This is a genomic window from Tenacibaculum sp. SM2510, assembly GCF_057002845.1.
The window spans coordinates 1270219-1289372 of the sequence record NZ_CP192703.1 but is presented as its reverse complement, the minus strand read 5'-3'; the positions used below and the strand labels follow the sequence as shown (position 1 = coordinate 1289372).

Here is a 19154-nt window from a genome sequence, read left to right as displayed (position 1 = left end):
TCTAAAAATTAATTATTATCTGAATAGCCAATAACAGTTCCTTTTAAGGTTGCCGAAGTGCAATCCTCTATTTTTATCATTACGAACTCACCTAGCTTATAATTTTCTTTAGGGAAAACACATACGGTATTCTGGGTGTTTCTAGCCTTCCATTCATTCGGATTCTTTTTAGAAGTCCCTTCAATTAAAAACTCTTCAGTTTTACCTAAATGTTGTTGTGTTCTATATAAAGCGTGTTCTTGCTGTAAATCGATAATTTCTTGTAAACGTCTTTTCTTTGTAGCAAATGGTACATCATCGGGCATTTTCTTAGCAGCCAATGTTCCTGGTCTTTCAGAGTAAGCAAACATAAAACCGAAATCATATTTTACATATCTCATTAAGTCCAACGTATCTTGATGATCCTGTTCTGTTTCGCCACAAAACCCCACAATCATGTCTTGTGATAAAGACATTTCTGGCACTATTTTAAAAATGTTATCAACTAACTCTTTGTATTCTTCTCTTGTATGTTGACGATTCATTGCTTTTAACATGGCATTACTTCCGCTTTGTACAGGTAAGTGAAGGTATTTGCAAATATTTTTGTGTTTTGCCATGGTATGAATTACATCTAAACTCATGTCTTGCGGATTAGAAGTTGCAAAACGGAATCTCATTTTAGGAAATTCAGTAGCACACATATCTAATAATTGAGCAAAATCTACTGCCGTAGCTTGCACCATTTCAGAAGCTTTATTGAAATCTTTTTTCAATCCACCACCATACCATAAATAACTATCTACATTTTGACCAAGTAGCGTAATTTCTTTAAAATTTTGGTCATGCATCGATTTAATTTCCTCTAAAACACTTTTAGGGTCTCTACTTCTTTCGCGACCACGTGTAAACGGAACCACACAGAAAGTACACATGTTATCGCAACCACGAGTAATAGATACAAATGCAGAAACTCCGTTAGAGTTTAAACGAACAGGAGCAACATCACCATAAGTTTCTTCTTTAGATAAAATAACGTTTATGGCATCTCTACCAGCATCAATTTCTTCTAATAAATTTGGTAAATCTCTATATGCATCTGGTCCTACAACCAAATCAACAATTTTTTCTTCTTCTAAAAACTTTTCTTTTAAACGTTCGGCCATACAACCTAAAACCCCCACTTTCATGTTAGGGTTTACTTTTTTAACAGCGTTGTATTTTTGTAAACGTTTACGAATTGTAGTTTCGGCTTTTTCTCTAATAGAGCACGTATTTACTAAAACTAAATCGGCTTCTTCTAGAACTTGTGTGGTATTAAAACCTTGTTCCGCTAAAATAGAAGCTACAATTTCGCTGTCGTTCATGTTCATTTGACAACCGTAACTCTCTATAAATAATTTTTTAGTGTTCTCTTTTTTTGTTTCAGTAACAAGAGCCTGCCCTTGTACTTTTTCATCTATAACCTTCTCAGTGTGCTCCATATTCATATTAAAAATGAAGGCAAAGATACGACCAAAATATAAAAATTATGACAAATTGGCAGAAATTTATTGTTAATTTATAGTCGATTTTAAACCTTAAATGCAACAAAAAGTTTTTTTTTAAAAAAAACATTCTACTTTTGCAAATTCCAAGCATCATTATATATGTGATGTGAAAAGAGAAAATTGAAAAGAGATATGGCAAAGAATTTAGTTATAGTTGAGTCACCTGCAAAGGCAAAAACAATTGAAAAGTTTTTAGGTAAAGATTTTCAAGTAGAATCTAGCTATGGTCATATCGCAGATTTACCTTCTAAGGAGTTAGGGATAGATGTTGATGGCGATTTTAGTCCGAAGTACATTGTTTCTGATGATAAGAAACCCGTTGTTAAGAAGTTAAAAGCTTTAGCGAAAAAAGCAGAAACTGTTTGGTTAGCGAGTGATGAGGATCGAGAAGGTGAAGCAATTGCGTGGCATTTAAAAGAACAATTAAAATTAGATGATAAGAATACAAAGCGTATTGTTTTTCATGAGATAACAAAAAACGCCATTTTAAAAGCGGTCGAAAATCCAAGAGATATCGATTATAATATGGTAAACGCACAACAAGCGCGTAGAGTTTTAGATAGACTTGTTGGGTATGAATTATCACCTGTTTTATGGCGTAAGGTAAAAGGAGGTTTGTCTGCAGGTAGAGTTCAATCTGTAGCCGTTCGTTTAATTGTAGAAAGAGAACGAAGTATTCTTGATTTTAAATCAGAAACACATTATAAAGTAGTCGCTCAGTTTTCTAATACCCAAGGGAAAACGTTTAAAGCAACGATTCCGAAGAATTTTAATTCAAAAAAATCAGCAGAAGAGTTCTTGAAATCTTGTTCAGCTGCCGATTTTTCTATAGCTGACTTAACTAAAAAACCAGCAAAAAAATCTCCAGCAGCACCATTTACAACATCAACACTGCAGCAAGAAGCTTCTAGGAAATTAGGTTTTCCTGTTGCGAAAACAATGCAAGTAGCGCAACGTTTATATGAAGCCGGTTTAATTACTTATATGAGAACAGATAGTGTAAACTTATCTGTAGATGCAAGAAATGCAGCCGAAGAAGAAATTAGTAATTATTACGGAAAAGAATATAGTAAACAACGTGTTTTTAAGTCGAAGGCAAAAGGTGCTCAGGAAGCCCATGAAGCAATTCGTCCTACAGAGATGAAAAAACATGCTATAGATAGTGAATACGATCAAACAAGATTGTATGATTTAATATGGAAAAGAACGTTGGCTTCTCAAATGAGCGATGCACAATTAGAGCGTACCAACGTTAAAATTGAGAACTCAGAAAATGAAAAAATATTCACTGCAAACGGTGAGATGATAAAGTTTGATGGTTTCTTAAAAGTGTATTTAGAAGGAACAGATAACGAAGAAGAAGAGCAGGCTGGAATGCTACCGAATTTAAAAACTGGTGAAAGCTTAGAGTATACATTTATAAATGCAACACAGCGTTTTACAAGTCCGCCTTACCGTTTTACAGAAGCATCTTTGGTAAAGCAATTAGAAGAATTAGGTATTGGTAGACCATCTACGTATGCACCAACAATTTCTACTGTACAGCGAAGAGGTTATGTAGAAAAAGGAGAAAATGAAGGAGTAGAAAGAAATTATGAACAAATGATTTTGTCAAGCGGAACTGTAGCAAGTGAAATGTTGACGGAAAAAACAGGTTCAAATAAAAATAAATTAATTCCTACAGATATAGGGAATATTGTAAACGATTTCTTGGTAGCTAATTTTTCAAATATTTTAGATTTTGGATTTACAGCAAGGGTTGAAAATTCTTTTGATGATATTTCTGAAGGAGATGAAGATTGGATAGAAATGATAAAAGGTTTCTACACTAAGTTTCATGAAAATGTGGAAGATGTTAAAGAAAATGCAGAAAGAGAAAGCGGAGAGCGTATTTTAGGAAAACATCCAGAATCTGGAAAAACAGTTTTAGTGCGTTTAGGTAAGTTTGGTCCGATAGCACAAATTGGTGCGCCCGAAGATGAAGAAAAGCAATTTGCTAGCTTAAATAAAGATCAAAACCTTGGTACAATAACGATGGAGGAGGCGTTAGAATTGTTTTTGCTTCCGAAAAACTTAGGCTCTTTTCAGGATGAAGAAGTAATTGTTTCTAACGGGCGTTTTGGGCCTTATATTAAATTCGGAACAATGTTCGTATCTTTAGAAAAAGGCGAAAATCCGATGGAAGTAGATCTGCCTAGAGCAGAAGAATTAATTGTTGCAAAACAAAAAGCAGATGCGCCAATTTATCACTACGAAGATATGCCGGTTCAAAAAGGAGTAGGTCGTTTTGGTCCTTTCTTAAAATGGAACTCAATTTTTATCAACGTAAGTAAAAAATACGATTTCGATAACCTTTCAGATGAAGATATTATTGAGTTGATTGAGGTTAAAAAGCAAAAGGAAATAGATAAAGTTCTTCATAACTGGGAAGATGTTGGTATTCGAGTAGAAAAAGCACGTTGGGGTCGTTTTAACGTGATTAAAGGTAAAATTAAAGTTGAGTTACCTAAAACTACAGAGATAGAGAAGATGAAGAAAGAAGAAGCAGTGAAGTTAATAGAGGCTAAAACCCCTAAAAAGAAAGCTGTTAAGAAGAAAGTAGTTAAAAAGAAAGCGGCGAAAAAGAAATAAAGTGCTTATTAAGAAAAAGAGTTTAGTATATTGCATGTTCCCTAATCCCCAAAAAAAATGATTTTTAATTTTTTTACACCTATTAAAGATACCGTAGTAGCACATTTAATGTTGCAACCTACAACTTCTTTAGGGCGTCAGATTGAGGTTCATTCTTTAGAAAAGGGTTTTCCTGACTTATCAGAAATAAACATAGCCATCATAGGAGTTAAAGACGGTAGAGGAGCAGATGATAATGTGGGATGCGGAGAAGAATTGCACTATGTTCGAGAGAAATTATATGAATTATTTCCTGGTAATTGGTATACTCAAATAGCCGATTTAGGAAATATAGAACAAGGAAGCACTCCAAAAGACACTTGTTTTGCAGTAGCATCTTCTATTAATTATTTATTAAAGAAAAACATAATTCCTGTATTAATTGGTGGTAGTCAAGATATAACATATGCAAATTATAGAGGTTATGATTCTTTAGAACAAACAGTTAACTTGGTATCTGTAGATAGTCGATTTGATATTGGTTCTATAGATGAAGAATTGTCTTCTAAATCATTTTTAAGTAAAGTGATTATGGAGCAACCAAATAATTTGTTTAATTATAGTAATATAGGATATCAAACTTATTTTAATTCACAAGAAGAAATTGAATTATTAGATAAATTATATTTTGATGCTTTTAGGTTAGGTGAAGTAAAAGATGTAACTTTAGTGGAGCCTATAATGAGAGATGCCGATATTGTTAGTATTGATATTGGTTGTGTTCGACAAAGCGAAGCACCAGCAAATAGTAATGCGTCGCCAAACGGTTTTTACGGAGAAGATATTTGTGCAATCGCAAGATATGCAGGAATTAGCGACAAAGTAAGTTCTTTTGGTATTTATGAATATAATAGTAAGTTAGATGCAAATAATCAAACAGCAAGTTTAATTGCTCAAATGATTTGGTATTTTATTGAAGGAGTAAATGCTAGGGCAAAAGATTATCCGTTTGTAACAAAAGAAAATTATCAAAAATTTACCGTACTTTTAAATGACGACGATCCTATAAACTTTTATAAAAGTGATAAAAGTGGACGTTGGTGGATGGAAATAAATTTAATTTCGAATAATAAACATAAAAGACATGCGTTAATACCATGTAACTATAAAGATTACGAGCAGGCATTAAAAAGAAAAATGCCTGATAGATGGTTTAAAGCACAGCAAAAGCTTGTTTAAAACCTAGTTTTATTTGTTTTTAAAATAATATAACACGTAATTGTTTTTTAATGAAAAAAATAATAGGTTTACGACCTCTTTTATAAGAAAGAAATAATATGAAAAAAATAGTAGTATTTGCATTGTTAGGATCTTTGATTTACGCTTGTGGTTCAAGTGGTGATAGAGGAGAGTTAGTGGGTGAGAAGTCAAAAAGAAAATGGTTTGCAGAAAAACCTTTCGGTATGGCTAAGATACCAGGAGGTTCTTTTACGATGGGTAAGCAAGATGAAGATCCATTAGGAGCTATGAATGCACCAACTAAAACAGTTACAGTTCAACCATTTTATATGGATGAGTCTGAGATAACGAATAGCGAATACAAACAATTTGTGTTTTGGGTAAGAGATTCTATAACACGAACAAAATTAGCATATCAGGCTGAATTTGCATCAGGAGGAGATGTAGATCCTACTACCGCTGGTAAAAACGCTGTAGGTATTCAATTATACGCATTTGCTTCTGCAGATACAATAAATGAATCTCCATATGCAAAGTATATGCGTGAGAATTATTACGAATTAGGTGAAGGTTTAGATTCGTTAAAGCCACTAAATTGGCAAGAAGAACTTATTTGGGAGCAGCAAGAATACCCAGATACAGATTATGTTGAAGTAATGGATTCTTTATATCTTAAAAAAGACGAAGCTTTAAATGGGATAAGAACATTTAACACAAAGCTACTAAATTATAGGTATTACTGGTTCGATAATGAACAAGCTGCAAAGACAGGTAAAAACAGAAAAGACTTTATGAAAGATGAAGTTATTAATGTATACCCTGATACAACTGTGTGGATTAAAGATTTTAATTACTCTTATAACGATCCGATGCATCAAGAATATTTTGCACACAAAGCTTATGAAAACTACCCTGTAGTTGGTGTAACATGGAATCAAGCAAAAGCGTTTTGTCATTGGAGAACCCAAACAAAAAATAACTTCCAAAGATCTAGAAAGAAATTAGGATTAGTACCTTCATTTAGATTGCCTACTGAAGCAGAATGGGAATATGCTGCTCGTGGCGGTTTAAACTATGGTAAATACCCTTGGGGTGGACCAAGTACAACAAGTGATAGAGGTTGTTTCTTAGCTAATTTTAAACCAGTTCGTGGAGATTATGCTGCAGATGGTGCTTTATATACTGTAGAAGCTGTTTCTTTTAATCCTAATGAGTATGGATTGTATAATATGGCTGGTAATGTTGCAGAATGGACGAATACGGCATACAATCAAATGTCATACTACATGGGGTCAACAATGAACCCTAATGTAGAAATTAAAGAAAATAGAAGAAAAATAATTAGAGGAGGTTCTTGGAAAGATGTAGCATACTTTTTAGAAGTAAGTTCACGTGACTGGGAATATGCCGATACTGCTAGAAGTTACATAGGTTTTAGAACAGTACAAGATTATTTAGGAACAAATAAGAGTAAGTAAACAAATCAAGAATAAATATAATTAATCCCCAAACAAAAAAAACAAAAATTATGGCACAATCAAAATCAACTAAGAAAATTTTTAATATGGCTTATGGTTTAGGAGCCTCTGTAGTAATATTAGGAGCTTTATTTAAAATCATGCACTTCAAAATCGGACCTTTAACAGGTGGGGTAATGTTAACGTTAGGATTAGTTGTTGAAGCAATTATTTTCGCAATTTCTGCATTTGAACCAATTGAAGATGAGTTAGATTGGACAAAAGTATACCCAGAATTATCAGATGGGCAATCTTTAGGTAAAAAAGGTAAAGAAGCTGGGCCAGAAGACGCACAAAGCATGTTGTCTCAAAAATTAGATGGTATTTTAAAAGAAGCAAAATTAGATGCAACTTTAATCTCTAGTTTAGGTGATAGTATTAAAAGTTTTCAAGGAGCTGCAGAAGGATTAACAGCTACTTCTAAAACAGTATCTTCTACAAATCAATACAACGAGCAAATGTCTATGGCAGCTGCAAAATTAGAATCTTTAAACGGATTGTATGCTACACAAGTAGAAAATGCAGGTAAACAAGCTGACTTAAACACTGCTTTAGTGGAGAACTCTCAACGTTTACAAGAACAAATGCAATCATTAGCAACCAACTTATCTTCTTTAAATGGAGTATATGGAGGAATGTTAACGGCAATGTCAACTAAATAATTAATTAGTTTAACTAATTTTATTAACTAAACAAACTAATTAAAGATGGCAGGAGGAAAACAGTCACCAAGGCAAAGGATGGTAAACTTAATGTACCTTGTATTTATTTCTATGTTAGCGATGAATATGAGTAAAGAGGTTTTATCAGCATTTGGATTAATGAATGAGAAATTATCGGAATCTAATATTAGAGCAACCGATAAAAATAAAGCGTCGTATGATCTTTTAGCACTTAAAGCAGCTGAACAAGCAAAGCAATATGGTGAAGCTAAACAAAAGACGGATACCCTTAGAGGTATGGCAGACGATTTTTTTACATATATAGCAGATTTGAAAACTCAGATGATGAGTGAGATAGAAGATAAGAAAGCTTATGAGTCTATGGATAAATCTGGTTTTTTAGATCAGTATTTTTTCGCAAGCGGAAAAATAACTCCTAAAGGAAAAGAATTCGTAGATAAAGTAAGTCAATTTAGAGAGCAATCTTTAGATGTTTTAGGAGAGTCTGAATTATCTAGTGTTGTTGAAGCTCGTTTTAATACAGATGATGTAAAAAATAAAGATGGTCTTACTTTAAACTGGTTAAAATACAACTATGAAGGTTTTCCTTTAATAGCATCCTTAACGAAGTTAACGCAAATTCAGGCAGATATTAAAACTACTGAAGCGGATGCTTTAACGGCATTATTACAAGGAGAGTTAGAAAGCGCAGTATCAATGACAAACTATGACGCCATGGTTGTTTTTGATAAAAACGCATATTATCCTGGTGAAAAATTATCAGGAAAAATTATTTTAGGTAAAAATGACCCTAACTTAACAGCTGAAAAGGTTATAATTAACGATGTAGAATGGCCAAAAGATAAAATTCAAGCAGGTCAAGTTATCTTAGATGGACCAGCAGGTTCTGTAGGTGATAAGGAATTAAAAGGAGAGTTTCAGTTTATGGAAAACGATTCTTTAGTAACTATTCCTATTTTAGGAGGTTATTCAGTAATTCCTAAGCCAAATGAAGCAGTTGTTTCTGCTGATAAAATGAATGTTGTATACCGTGGTTTATCTAACCCATTAACAATATCTGTACCGGGAGTTTCAGGAAATAAAGTTTCTGCATCAGCGCCAGGTTTAAGAAGAATTAAAGGTGATAAATATGTAATGAACCCAGGTAAAGGGAGTGAAGTAACTATTAGAGTTTCTGCAACATTACCAGGAGGAGGAAAAATTAGTACTCCAAAAAAATACAGAATTAAAGACATACCACCAGCAGTAGGTATGGTAAGAGGTCAATATGGTACTGTAAAAATGCCTAAAGCAAGTGTTAATAGAATTAGCGTTGCTGCAGGATTACCAGATTTCTTATTCGATTTAAAATTAAATGTATCTAGCTTTAAAATTAAAGTTCCTGGTCAGGTAACAGTTCCTGTAAATGGAAGAATTTTAACAGCCAGAGCAAAACAGGCACTTGCTAAAGCTAGAAGAAATGATGTAATTACTATTTACGATATTAAAGCATCAGTTTCAGGTTCTAACTACAAGATTAAGAAAGTATTACCTGTAAATATTGAGATTACTAATTAATAAGTAAAAAATTAAAGTATGAATTGGAAGCGTTTTTATATGGTTTTATTTGCCCTTGCAACAACAAGTTTTGTGAGTGCACAAGCTAACCTCTTAAATTCTAAAAAGGTTGATGAGATTGGATTTAAATCTGAAGCCCAAATTGCTTCAGAAGACGATAAACCACTTCCTTATGGCTATATTAGCGATAGAGACGTGTTATGGTCTAAAGTGGTGTGGGAGTATGTTGATTTAAATCAAAAAATTAATCTACCTTACTATTATCCAATTGATACTACTAATGCGGGTTTAACAAGACGTTCATTGTTTGACACCTTATTAAGAGGTATTAAAAACGGTGAAATTAAAGAAGTGTATAGCGATTCTTATTTTACAACTAAAGTAGGAATGCAAGAGATTAAACAATTAACCTATAATGAACGTGACGATGGTTACGGAAATATGGATCCTTATTCTGTACAATCTGCAGATATTAAAGGATACTTAATTAAAGGTCTTTGGTATTTCGATAAACGTGGAGGAGAGTTAAAGTACCGTATGCTAGCATTAGCACCTATGGGACCAGATGTGCAGGTTTTAGGTGTTGAAGAAATTGATGATAGTGAAAGTGTGTATGAATTGTTTTGGGTATTTTTTCCTGATGCAAGAGAAACACTACATGCATCAAAAGTATTTAATCCTAAAAACTCAGCCCACCCATTATCATATGATAACTTGTTAAACGCTAGAAGATTTACTTCTACAATAATGAAAGAAGAGAATATTTACGGAGACAGGTCTATTAAAGATTATGTTAGAGGTAATTCTTTATTTCAATTATTAGAAGCTGATAGAGTTAAAGAAAGTATTCGTGATCGTGAAATGGATATGTGGAACTATTAATTTCATACTTATAAAATTTAAAAAGAGCTTGCTATGCAAGCTCTTTTTTGTTGTAATAAATAGTATTTTTGGAGCATGAATATTGATGTAGATTATATTATTGTAGGTTTAGGATTGGCAGGAATCGCTTTTGCGGAAGAGTTACAGAGAGCAAACAAATCGTTTGTAATTTTTGAAAACAGCTCGCAAACATCTTCTTTGGTTGCAGGCGGTGTGTATAATCCTGTTATTTTAAAGCGTTTTAATGCTGCATGGAATGGGCATGAACAAATAAAAACGGCACTACCTTTTTATAAAACCTTAGAAGATAAGTTAGGTGTAAAATTAGATCACAAGTTTTCTATTAAAAAAGCATTTACAAGTGTTGGTGATGGTAATAATTGGTTTTCAGCTTTAGATAAACCAACTTTATTACATTATATGAATCCTAAAATTAGTAAAGAAAAGATTGAAGGTGTTGTTGGCGATTTTGGTTTTGGAGAACTTACAGGAACAGGAAGAATAGATACTGCTTTACTTGTAAAGTCATATAGGAATTATATGATGAATTTTAATAGATTGATAGACATGTCTTTTGAATATGATCAATTAGATACATCAAAAGAATACGTTCAGTATCAGCATATAAAAGCAAAGAAAATTGTTTTTTGTGAAGGGTTCGGAATAAAAAAGAATCCATTTTTTAATTATTTACCGTTAAACGAGGTAAAAGGGGAATCGATCGTAATTCATGCGCCGACTTTAAAAATAGATTTTTTATTAAAATCAGGTTTTTTTGTAATGCCAATAGGTAATGATAATTATAAAGTAGGCGCTACGTTTAATTGGACAGATAAAACCTGTGATCCAACAGCGGAAGCTAAACAAGAGTTAGAGGAGAAATTAAAGAAAATAATTACGGTACCATATACGGTAAAAGATCATACAGCAGGTATTAGGCCAACTGTAAGCGATAGAAGACCAATGATTGGTGTTCATCCAAAACACAAGCAATTGGCTGTTTTAAATGGTTTGGGAACACGTGGTGTTATGATTGGACCAACAATTGCTAAGAACCTATTTAATCACTTAGAAAACGGTGAGGAATTAGATAAAGATACAGATATAAAAAGATTTGTAAATTAATTATCTTTCAGTCTGCAGTTCTTTCGCGTCTTTATTATATCCAATAAAAATATTTATCCAAATAATTCTAGATAAACGCAACGTAATAGGTATCAATAATAAAGAAACCACAATGATAGAAATAAAGCTTTGGAGTATTGTTAAGCCAAAAATTATTTTAGAAATAATAAAAACACCTACAAACAAAGCAACCGATAAGCCGTAGTTTACATACATGGCACCAAAGAAAAAAGAAGGTTCCATCATATATTTTAAGTTGCAACTAGGGCAATTATCATGTAACTGCGTTACTTTTTTTGGGTTAATTGTAATGTTATGCTTAAAGAATTCACCTTCGTGACAACGAGGGCACTTACCTTTTAAAACACTGTATAACTTTGTTCCTTTACTAATCATAATTTAAGTAGCTTTGCGCTTTTCAAATTTACGCAAATAATATGTTAAACGTACACAATTTATCAGTCTCTTTTATGGGAACTGATTTGTTTTCAGGAATTACTTTTAAATTAAATAAAGGTGATAGAATTGGATTGATTGGTAAGAATGGAGCCGGGAAATCTACACTTTTAAAAGTACTTTCTAAAGACATTGAAACCAGTGGTGGTACGATGGCTTTTGATAAAGATATTCGAATGGGGTTTTTACGTCAGGATATTGATTTTGTAGAAGGAAGAACTATTTTAGAAGAAGCATATCAAGCGTTTGAAGAAATAAAAGAAATCGAGTTAAAGTTAGACGATATTAACAATCAGCTAGCTACAAGAACCGATTATGAAAGTGAAGAGTATAGTCAGTTAATTATCGATTTAACGGATCTTACAGAGCGATATGAGCTTTTAGGAGGGTATAATTACCAAGGAGATACCGAGAAAATTTTACAAGGTTTAGGTTTTCAGCGAGAAGATTTTGATAAATTAACCAACACCTTTTCTGGTGGATGGAGAATGCGTATCGAATTGGCAAAATTATTATTACAAAACAATGATATTTTACTGTTAGATGAGCCAACAAACCACTTAGATATCGAATCTATAATATGGTTAGAAAATTTTTTAAAATCATATTCTGGAGCCATTGTATTGGTTTCGCATGATAAAATGTTTTTAGATAATGTAACCAATCGTACGATCGAAATTTCTTTAGGTCAGATTTATGATTATAAAAAACCATACTCTGAGTTTTTAGTTTTAAGAGCCGAAATTAAAGAAAAGCAATTACAAGCGCAGAAAAATCAAGAGAAAGAAATTAAGCAAAAGCAACATTTAATAAATAAGTTTAAGGCAAAAGCAAGTAAAGCTTCGATGGCGCAATCGTTAATGAAGCAGCTAGATAAAGTAGAACTTATTGAGGTTGATGGAGATGATAATGCGGCAATGAATGTGCGTTTTAATATCTCTAAAGAACCAGGTAAAATTATTGTTGAAGCTGATGGTTTAAGTAAAAGTTACGGAGATAAGCATGTTTTAGAAGATGTTGATTTAATGATTGAGCGTAACAGTAAAATTGCTTTTGTTGGTCAAAACGGACAAGGGAAATCTACTTTAGCAAAAATGATGGTTGGTGAAATTCCGTTTACAGGAAACCTAAAATTAGGGCATAATGTAGAAATAGGATATTTTGCACAAAACCAATCAGAAGAATTACCTCCAGAGAAAACTGTTTTAGAAATAATGGAAGATGCTGCTTCAGATGGTAACAGAATGCGCGTTAGAGATATGTTAGGGTCGTTTTTATTCGGTGGAGATGCTGTAGATAAAAAGGCAAAAGTACTATCGGGAGGAGAGCGTAACCGTTTAGCTTTATGTAAATTGTTATTATCACCGTTTAACGTGTTAATAATGGATGAGCCAACAAACCACTTAGATATTGCCTCTAAAACAGTATTAAAAACAGCTTTAAAAAACTTTGACGGAACTTTAATTGTAGTTTCTCACGACAGGGATTTCTTACAAGGATTAACATCAACAGTTTACGGATTTAAAGACAAGGTTATTAAAGAGTATTTAGGAGATATTGATTATTTCTTAGATCAGCATAAGATGGAAAACCTTAGAGAAGCTGAAAAAAGAACAGTTGTTAAAGTTGAAAAACCAACAGCTAAAAAAGAAGCACAAGAGTTATCTAGAGAGCAAGAAAAAGAGTTGAAAAAATTGAAGAACAAACTTTCTAAGACCGAAAAAGATATTGCTGATTTAGAAAAAGATATTGAAAAAATAGATTTAGAATTAGCAAGTAATTATGATGAAGTTTCTGCTCGTCCTAATTTCTTTGAAAAATATAAAGCTAAAAAAGCAAGTTTAGAAAAATTAATGGCTGATTGGGAAAAAATAGAAGAACAGGTTTCTGATTTTTAGCAGTTTATCCATTTTTTATTCTAATAATAACAGCGGTTTTGTTTTTAAACAAAACCGCTGTTATTATTTAAAATTATTATAGAGCTTAAATTTCTCTATAAAGAACTTCTTTTGTATACAGCTAAAGCAACTAGTTTTTGAAAAGGGTTTAGAGATATTATTAACTAAGTTCGTGTTTTTTTGTTGGAAAATCAAGTTTAGAATAGTGGTTAATTAATTAAGAATTCTACTATTTTTACCAAAATAAATTTACTGTTTTGAGTACTAATTATCACTCCTTTTTTAATCAGGTTTTTAAAACTGAAAACCAACAAATATTTCTTCCTGTTTTAGAAGAGAAAAAAGTGGCGTTGTTTATAAAGCGAGAAGATAAAATTCACCCGTTTGTTTCAGGAAATAAGTTTCGTAAATTAAAATACAACATTTCAGAAGCAAAAAATCAGCAAAAAGAAGTCATTTTAACTTTCGGAGGTGCATTTTCTAATCATATTGTAGCAACGGCAGTTGCGGGAAATTTAGCTGGTTTTAAAACTATCGGTGTAATTCGTGGAGATGAGTTGGGCGAGAATCTCGAAAAAACGTTGGCAGGAAATTCTACCTTAAAAGAGGCTTATGAAAACGGGATGCATTTTAAGTTTGTTTCAAGAGAGGCATATCGAGATAAAACATCCGAAGAGTTTATAAATGGGTTAAAAAATGAGTTTGGAGACTTTTATTTAATTCCTGAAGGCGGAACCAATGAGTTGGCAATTAAAGGATGCGAAGAGATCTTAACAGAAGAAGATAAGAATTTCGATTATATTTGTGCTGCAATAGGAACTGGAGGAACAATTTCAGGATTGATAAATGCAGCAAAAAAACATCAAAAAGTAATTGGTTTCCCTGCTTTAAAAGGTGATTTCTTGCAGAAAGAAATTGAAGAACTGGCAATAAATAAAGATAATTGGAGTTTACAAACCGAGTATCATTTTGGAGGTTACGGAAAATATAATACAGATTTAATTCGTTTTATAAACGAGTTTAAGGAACAAACAACCATTCCGTTAGACCCTATTTATACCAGCAAAATGCTGTTCGGAATTATAGAAATGATTAAAAATAATGAGTTTCCAGAAAACAGTAAAATTCTAGCAATTCATACAGGAGGTTTACAGGGAATTGATGGATTTAATCAAAAGTTAAAAAATAAAAATCAAGCATTAATAAAAATTTAATGAAAATAAAATCAGTTTTATATATAGCAATAGGCACTCTTTTTTTAATGAGTTGTGGTGCTAACAAAAATGTGGTTACTAAAAATCGCAAAAAAGTTGTATTACAAGAAAGAGAAGAAGTAGATCCTGTAATGCCTCAGTTAGAACAAATAAAAAAACCATTAAAAACAAATTCAAATCATACTGTAGCATATATTGAAAAATTTGCGCCAATTGCAGTTAAGAAAATGTATGAATATAATATCCCTGCCAGTATTACTTTAGCGCAAGGAGTTTTAGAATCGGGTAGTGGAAGAAGTGCTTTGGCAATTAGATCTAACAATCATTTTGGTATAAAATGCCATAGAGGTTGGCAAGGAAAAAGTGTTACTCACGATGATGATGAAAAAGGAGAATGTTTTAGAAAATACAAATACCCACAAACATCATACGAAGATCATTCGCAGTTTTTAATTACAAGAAGCCGTTACGCTAGTTTATTTAAATTGGGTCACAGAAACTATAAAGGTTGGGCTTACGGATTAAGAAGAGCGGGCTATGCGACAGATAAGCGTTATCCACAAAAATTAATATCGATTATAAAAAAATATAATTTAACAAAATACGACAGAATAAAACTTAAGAATACTACCATAACCAAAACGACAATAGAGAACGATTACCATAAGGTAGAAAAAGGAGATACTTTGTATTCGATATCAAGAAGATATGATTTGTCTGTAAGTGAGTTGAAAAAAATAAATGAATTAAATACTAATGAAATTAGTATTGGGCAAAATTTATTGGTAAAATAAAAGGCTTGTCTTTTATGATAAAAAAGCATCACTCTTAGCAAAGCGCTAAGAGTGATGCTTTTTTTATTATGTTAGGTTCTACCAAGAATATTTTTTCTTTTTAGCTTGTTTTTTTATGGCTTTAATCATTACACTTTCCAATTCGTTTTTAGTATTGTTTTCTCGTTGCTTTTTAGCAACATATTGTTTTCTTTTTTTATCTAATTGCTGAATTTTTTCTTGGATTTCATTACGTTCTTTACGTTTGCTATCGACATATTTTTTTATTTCTTTTGATGATTTTGTTTGTAGATTTTTTGGTAATTGCTTTTTCTTTAGTTTGCTATAGTCCATTTCTTTTTCTTCAGAAGCATCAACCAAATCCCATTCAGCATTATTATATAATTTAGAACTTTTACTAACAGCACGTTTTACAACAACAACTTCATCTAAAGTTTCGGCATTAGCATCTTGTTTAGCCTGATTTGTGTATTTAGAATACCCAGCACTACCATAATGGATATACGTTTTGTTTAATCGCTTATTTAAAATAATAATATCGTTATCGTATGGCGTTACAATGTGTACAATATTCTTTGTATGATTAATAGTCATATAATCTCCACCACCATAAATCGCTCCGTCTTGCCACATGCCTGAAACACCTTGGTTGTAATCACCACAAAAAATAGTATTTACAGTAATATCATTTTCTTTGGCGTTGGTAATTGCATCTTTATAATTTAATTTTCCTTGTGTAAAAGGTTCGTTCCCGGCAATAAAAATCATTTTTAAATCACGTTTATTATTCCCCCATTCTAATTCATTTAATGAAGTCTGAATTACTTGCCCGCAAAACTCGCTACCACCATTTGTAGTTAAAGAAAATAAATGTTCCGAGATGTCATCTAAATCACTAGTGAACTGTAAAATCTGACGAATGTAACCTTCGCTAGATGAAAGTTTGCTGTTACCGTATTCATATAAAGCGATTTCTAATTTAGGAGTTATTCCTTCACATTTAGCATGCGATAATTCGTTTATGATTTCCCATAATTGTGCTTTTGCTTGATTTATAAGTCCGTCCATACTACTACTTGTGTCTAGTAACAAAGCTACTTTGGTTGTTTGTTTTTTGATGTCTTTCTTAGGATTAGTAGCATAACTCGCTATTGATATTAAAAAAGTAAAAAGGAAGATTGTTTTTAAGATGTAATTTTTCATAATTTTATGTTTTAAATTGTTTTATTTAATTTCAAAAACAACATGTATAAAAAATATTAACTTGTTGTTTTATACTGTCAAATCTACAGTCAACTTTCTTTTTATAAAACAGTGAATGAGTATATAGGCAAAATGAATGAGTGAAGTGGTTAAAAAAATGAGTGAAAGCAACTTTTTAGTGTTTAGTGAGGTTAATATTTAAGACATCTCATTTTTTGAACTCATTTTTTGTGTGTATGTTTACAGTAATATATAAAAGATGAATAAATTTTTTAAAGCAGTATTTATTGGGTTATTACTTACTTTGTCTTCCGTTTTTTCTCAAGAACATAAAGAAAGAGAAAAGCAGTTTACAGTAAAAGTTCAGGTTGTTGATAAAGATACGCGTCAGCAAATTAAAGACGCTAGAGTTACGGTAAACGGACGTATTTTTAAGTTTTCAAACACAAAAGACAGGTATGTTGTAGAGGCTAAAAAAGGAAGTGAATTAGAAGTGTCACATGCCGGTTTCAAAACTATTTATTATACAATTATAGATAATGAAGATGTTAAGGTATTGGTTGAAGATTTTATTCAGAAGAGAAAATCAAAACTAAGTTCTTATGATCGAAAAAAAGTAGATGTATATCCGAAGTATTTAGATTCGGTAAATTTTTATAAGAAGATTGACATTGATAAAAGTTTAGCAGCTATTGAAAGAATGCTTTTAAATTCATCCTCTAAAAGCCGAAAAGCAATTACATATAAAGAGTTAGGTGATGTTTATTTTTACTGGAAACAGTATGATTTAGCAGTTGAAAATTATAGCGTGTCTTTAAGGGAAGATAACAACGTGAGTGTTCGTTTGTTACTCGCTAAAACACAGTTTTTAGTTAATAAATATGATGATAGTGAAAAGAGTTATCAAGAAAGTTTAGAAGGCGGACTAACCAATTACGAAAAGTTAAAAGGCTATGAAGGTTTGGGTGATGTGTTTATGGCAAAGAAAAATTATTCTAAAGCTACTATTAATTATACCAAAGCTTTAAAAATTGCGAAGGATAATTATGTAACACCTAAAATAACAGATTTAAACTCGAAGTTGGCAGAAGTTTTTGCTGCTCAGGGAAAAACAAAGAAAGCAGATGGTTATTTTCAGAATTCTTTAAAATTGGCATCCAAAGAAAATAAAAAAAGAGCTTTAAAAGAACAACAAAAAGTAGCTGATTTTTATAATGAATCTCGTAGGTATGATGATGAAATTCAATTGCGAAAACAAAGTTTAGTTGCCGCAGATGATATTGTTATAGAAACTGAAGAAAAAGAATCGTTGGTAGATTCTATTACTTCTCAAAAAATAAATTACAAAATAGGAAACGCCTATATTCAAAAAGAATCTTATAGTGAAGCTATTCCTTTCTTAAAGAAAAGTATAAAAGACGCCAATAGTAAAGAAGATTTAATTATAGAAAAAGATGCAACGCGTAAGCTGTCGGAAGTGTATGCAACTGTGGGAGATTATACCAAGGCGTTAGAGAGTTACCAAGATTATGTGAAGCTGGTTGATACATTATATTCTAAAAAAGAACAAGAAATTCAACAAGTAAAAAGGTTCGGAAAAAAAATAGCAAACAATCAAAACCGAATCCGTAGTCTAGAAAAAGATAAGCAATTAAGTGCTAGTAAAATTAGCTTGGCGTATAAAGATCAGCAATTAATACAGGAAAGTAATAAACAACAAAAACTGATTATTTATTCATTAATTGGAGGCTTCTTTTTAATGAGTTTGTTGGCGTATTTTATGTTTCGAACCAATAAACAACAAAAATCAGCAAATAATTTATTGGCATTAAAATCGATGCGTTCACAAATGAATCCGCATTTTATATTCAATGCGTTAAACTCTGTAAATAATTTTATAGCTGTAAATGATGAGCGAAGTGCGAATCGTTATTTGTCAGAATTCTCAGTATTAATGCGTTCTGTTTTAGAAAATTCTGATGAAGATTTTATTCCGTTAGTAAAAGAAATAGAACTGTTAGAATTGTATGTGAAATTAGAACATAATCGATTTAAAGACAAGTTTGATTATGTAATGTTTGTTGATGAGAAAATCAAAAAAGAAAATTTTTCTATTCCGCCAATGTTACTACAGCCTTATATCGAAAATGCTATTTGGCACGGACTCCGTTATAAAAAAGAAAAAGGGAGCCTAGAAATTTTTATGCGTCAGCAAACAGCGAATACGATTTTAATAACAGTGCAAGATGATGGAGTAGGGCGCAAAAAATCGATGGAAATGAAAACCAAGCATCAGTTAAAGCAAAAATCGAAAGGAATTAGTACTATCGAAAACAGAATTGCTATTTTAAATAGTATGTATAAAGATAAAATTGATGTTACAGTTTCGGATGTTTTTGAAGATGGAAGTGGAACAAAAGTCGAACTGATTTTAAAGAAAAATTAAA

The 19154-nt window shown here is 31.8% G+C and carries 14 protein-coding genes; 11 read left to right on the top strand and 3 right to left on the bottom strand.

Annotated features, from left to right (window positions below):
• Positions 1–8: 8 nt before the first annotated feature.
• Complete coding sequence (gene miaB / locus ACQ629_RS05700) at positions 9–1463, bottom strand: tRNA (N6-isopentenyl adenosine(37)-C2)-methylthiotransferase MiaB (protein WP_483707170.1); 1455 nt, start codon at positions 1461–1463, stop codon at positions 9–11.
• A gap of 198 nt (positions 1464–1661) precedes the next feature.
• Between miaB and topA the strand changes: the two genes are divergently transcribed.
• The 7 genes from topA to ACQ629_RS05665 all read left to right on the top strand — a co-directional run bounded on the left by topA (position 1662) and on the right by ACQ629_RS05665 (position 11142).
• Positions 1662–4160 (top strand): type I DNA topoisomerase, encoded by a 2499-nt coding sequence (gene topA, locus ACQ629_RS05695; protein ID WP_483706980.1) that lies wholly within the window; start codon positions 1662–1664, stop codon positions 4158–4160.
• A 57-nt stretch (positions 4161–4217) separates the two neighbouring features.
• Positions 4218–5378 carry a formimidoylglutamase gene (locus ACQ629_RS05690; protein WP_483706979.1) on the top strand — a complete coding sequence of 387 codons (1161 nt, stop codon included), beginning with the start codon at positions 4218–4220 and terminating at the stop codon, positions 5376–5378.
• Positions 5379–5476: 98 nt separating this feature from the next.
• A complete protein-coding gene (gene porK, locus ACQ629_RS05685) occupies positions 5477–6856 on the top strand; it encodes a T9SS ring complex lipoprotein PorK/GldK (protein ID WP_483706978.1) in 1380 nt (459 codons plus the stop codon).
• A gap of 50 nt (positions 6857–6906) precedes the next feature.
• Positions 6907–7557: a type IX secretion system motor protein PorL/GldL gene (gene porL, locus ACQ629_RS05680; protein ID WP_483706977.1), complete on the top strand. Its 651-nt coding sequence runs from the start codon at positions 6907–6909 to the stop codon at positions 7555–7557.
• 45 nt (positions 7558–7602) lie between these two features.
• Positions 7603–9135: a type IX secretion system motor protein PorM/GldM gene (gene porM / locus ACQ629_RS05675; protein ID WP_483706976.1), complete on the top strand. Its 1533-nt coding sequence runs from the start codon at positions 7603–7605 to the stop codon at positions 9133–9135.
• An 18-nt stretch (positions 9136–9153) separates the two neighbouring features.
• Positions 9154–10017, top strand: a complete 864-nt coding sequence (porN, locus tag ACQ629_RS05670; protein ID WP_483706975.1) for a type IX secretion system ring subunit PorN/GldN — start codon at positions 9154–9156, stop codon at positions 10015–10017.
• A 75-nt stretch (positions 10018–10092) separates the two neighbouring features.
• A complete protein-coding gene (locus tag ACQ629_RS05665; protein WP_483706974.1) occupies positions 10093–11142 on the top strand; it encodes an NAD(P)/FAD-dependent oxidoreductase in 1050 nt (349 codons plus the stop codon).
• Here ACQ629_RS05665 and ACQ629_RS05660 read toward each other — a convergent pair whose 3' ends face one another.
• A complete protein-coding gene (locus tag ACQ629_RS05660) occupies positions 11143–11538 on the bottom strand; it encodes a DUF983 domain-containing protein (protein WP_483706973.1) in 396 nt (131 codons plus the stop codon). It lies immediately after the preceding gene.
• A 41-nt stretch (positions 11539–11579) separates the two neighbouring features.
• Here ACQ629_RS05660 and ACQ629_RS05655 point away from each other — a divergent pair, with 41 nt between their 5' ends.
• The 3 genes from ACQ629_RS05655 to ACQ629_RS05645 all read left to right on the top strand — a co-directional run bounded on the left by ACQ629_RS05655 (position 11580) and on the right by ACQ629_RS05645 (position 15504).
• On the top strand, positions 11580–13496 hold the full coding sequence (locus ACQ629_RS05655) for an ABC-F family ATP-binding cassette domain-containing protein (protein WP_483706972.1): 1917 nt from the start codon (positions 11580–11582) through the stop codon (positions 13494–13496).
• 257 nt (positions 13497–13753) lie between these two features.
• Positions 13754–14710 (top strand): 1-aminocyclopropane-1-carboxylate deaminase/D-cysteine desulfhydrase, encoded by a 957-nt coding sequence (locus ACQ629_RS05650; protein WP_483706971.1) that lies wholly within the window; start codon positions 13754–13756, stop codon positions 14708–14710.
• Positions 14710–15504: a glucosaminidase domain-containing protein gene (locus ACQ629_RS05645; protein WP_483706970.1), complete on the top strand. Its 795-nt coding sequence runs from the start codon at positions 14710–14712 to the stop codon at positions 15502–15504. Before ACQ629_RS05650 ends, ACQ629_RS05645 begins: the two co-directional genes overlap by 1 nt.
• 78 nt (positions 15505–15582) lie before the next feature.
• Here the strand turns inward: ACQ629_RS05645 and ACQ629_RS05640 are convergent, their stop codons facing one another.
• Positions 15583–16707 (bottom strand): vWA domain-containing protein, encoded by a 1125-nt coding sequence (locus tag ACQ629_RS05640; protein ID WP_483706969.1) that lies wholly within the window; start codon positions 16705–16707, stop codon positions 15583–15585.
• Between the two features lie 259 nt (positions 16708–16966).
• Between ACQ629_RS05640 and ACQ629_RS05635 the strand changes: the two genes are divergently transcribed.
• Positions 16967–19153 carry a tetratricopeptide repeat-containing sensor histidine kinase gene (locus ACQ629_RS05635; RefSeq protein WP_483706968.1) on the top strand — a complete coding sequence of 729 codons (2187 nt, stop codon included), beginning with the start codon at positions 16967–16969 and terminating at the stop codon, positions 19151–19153.
• Position 19154 lies beyond the last annotated feature (1 nt).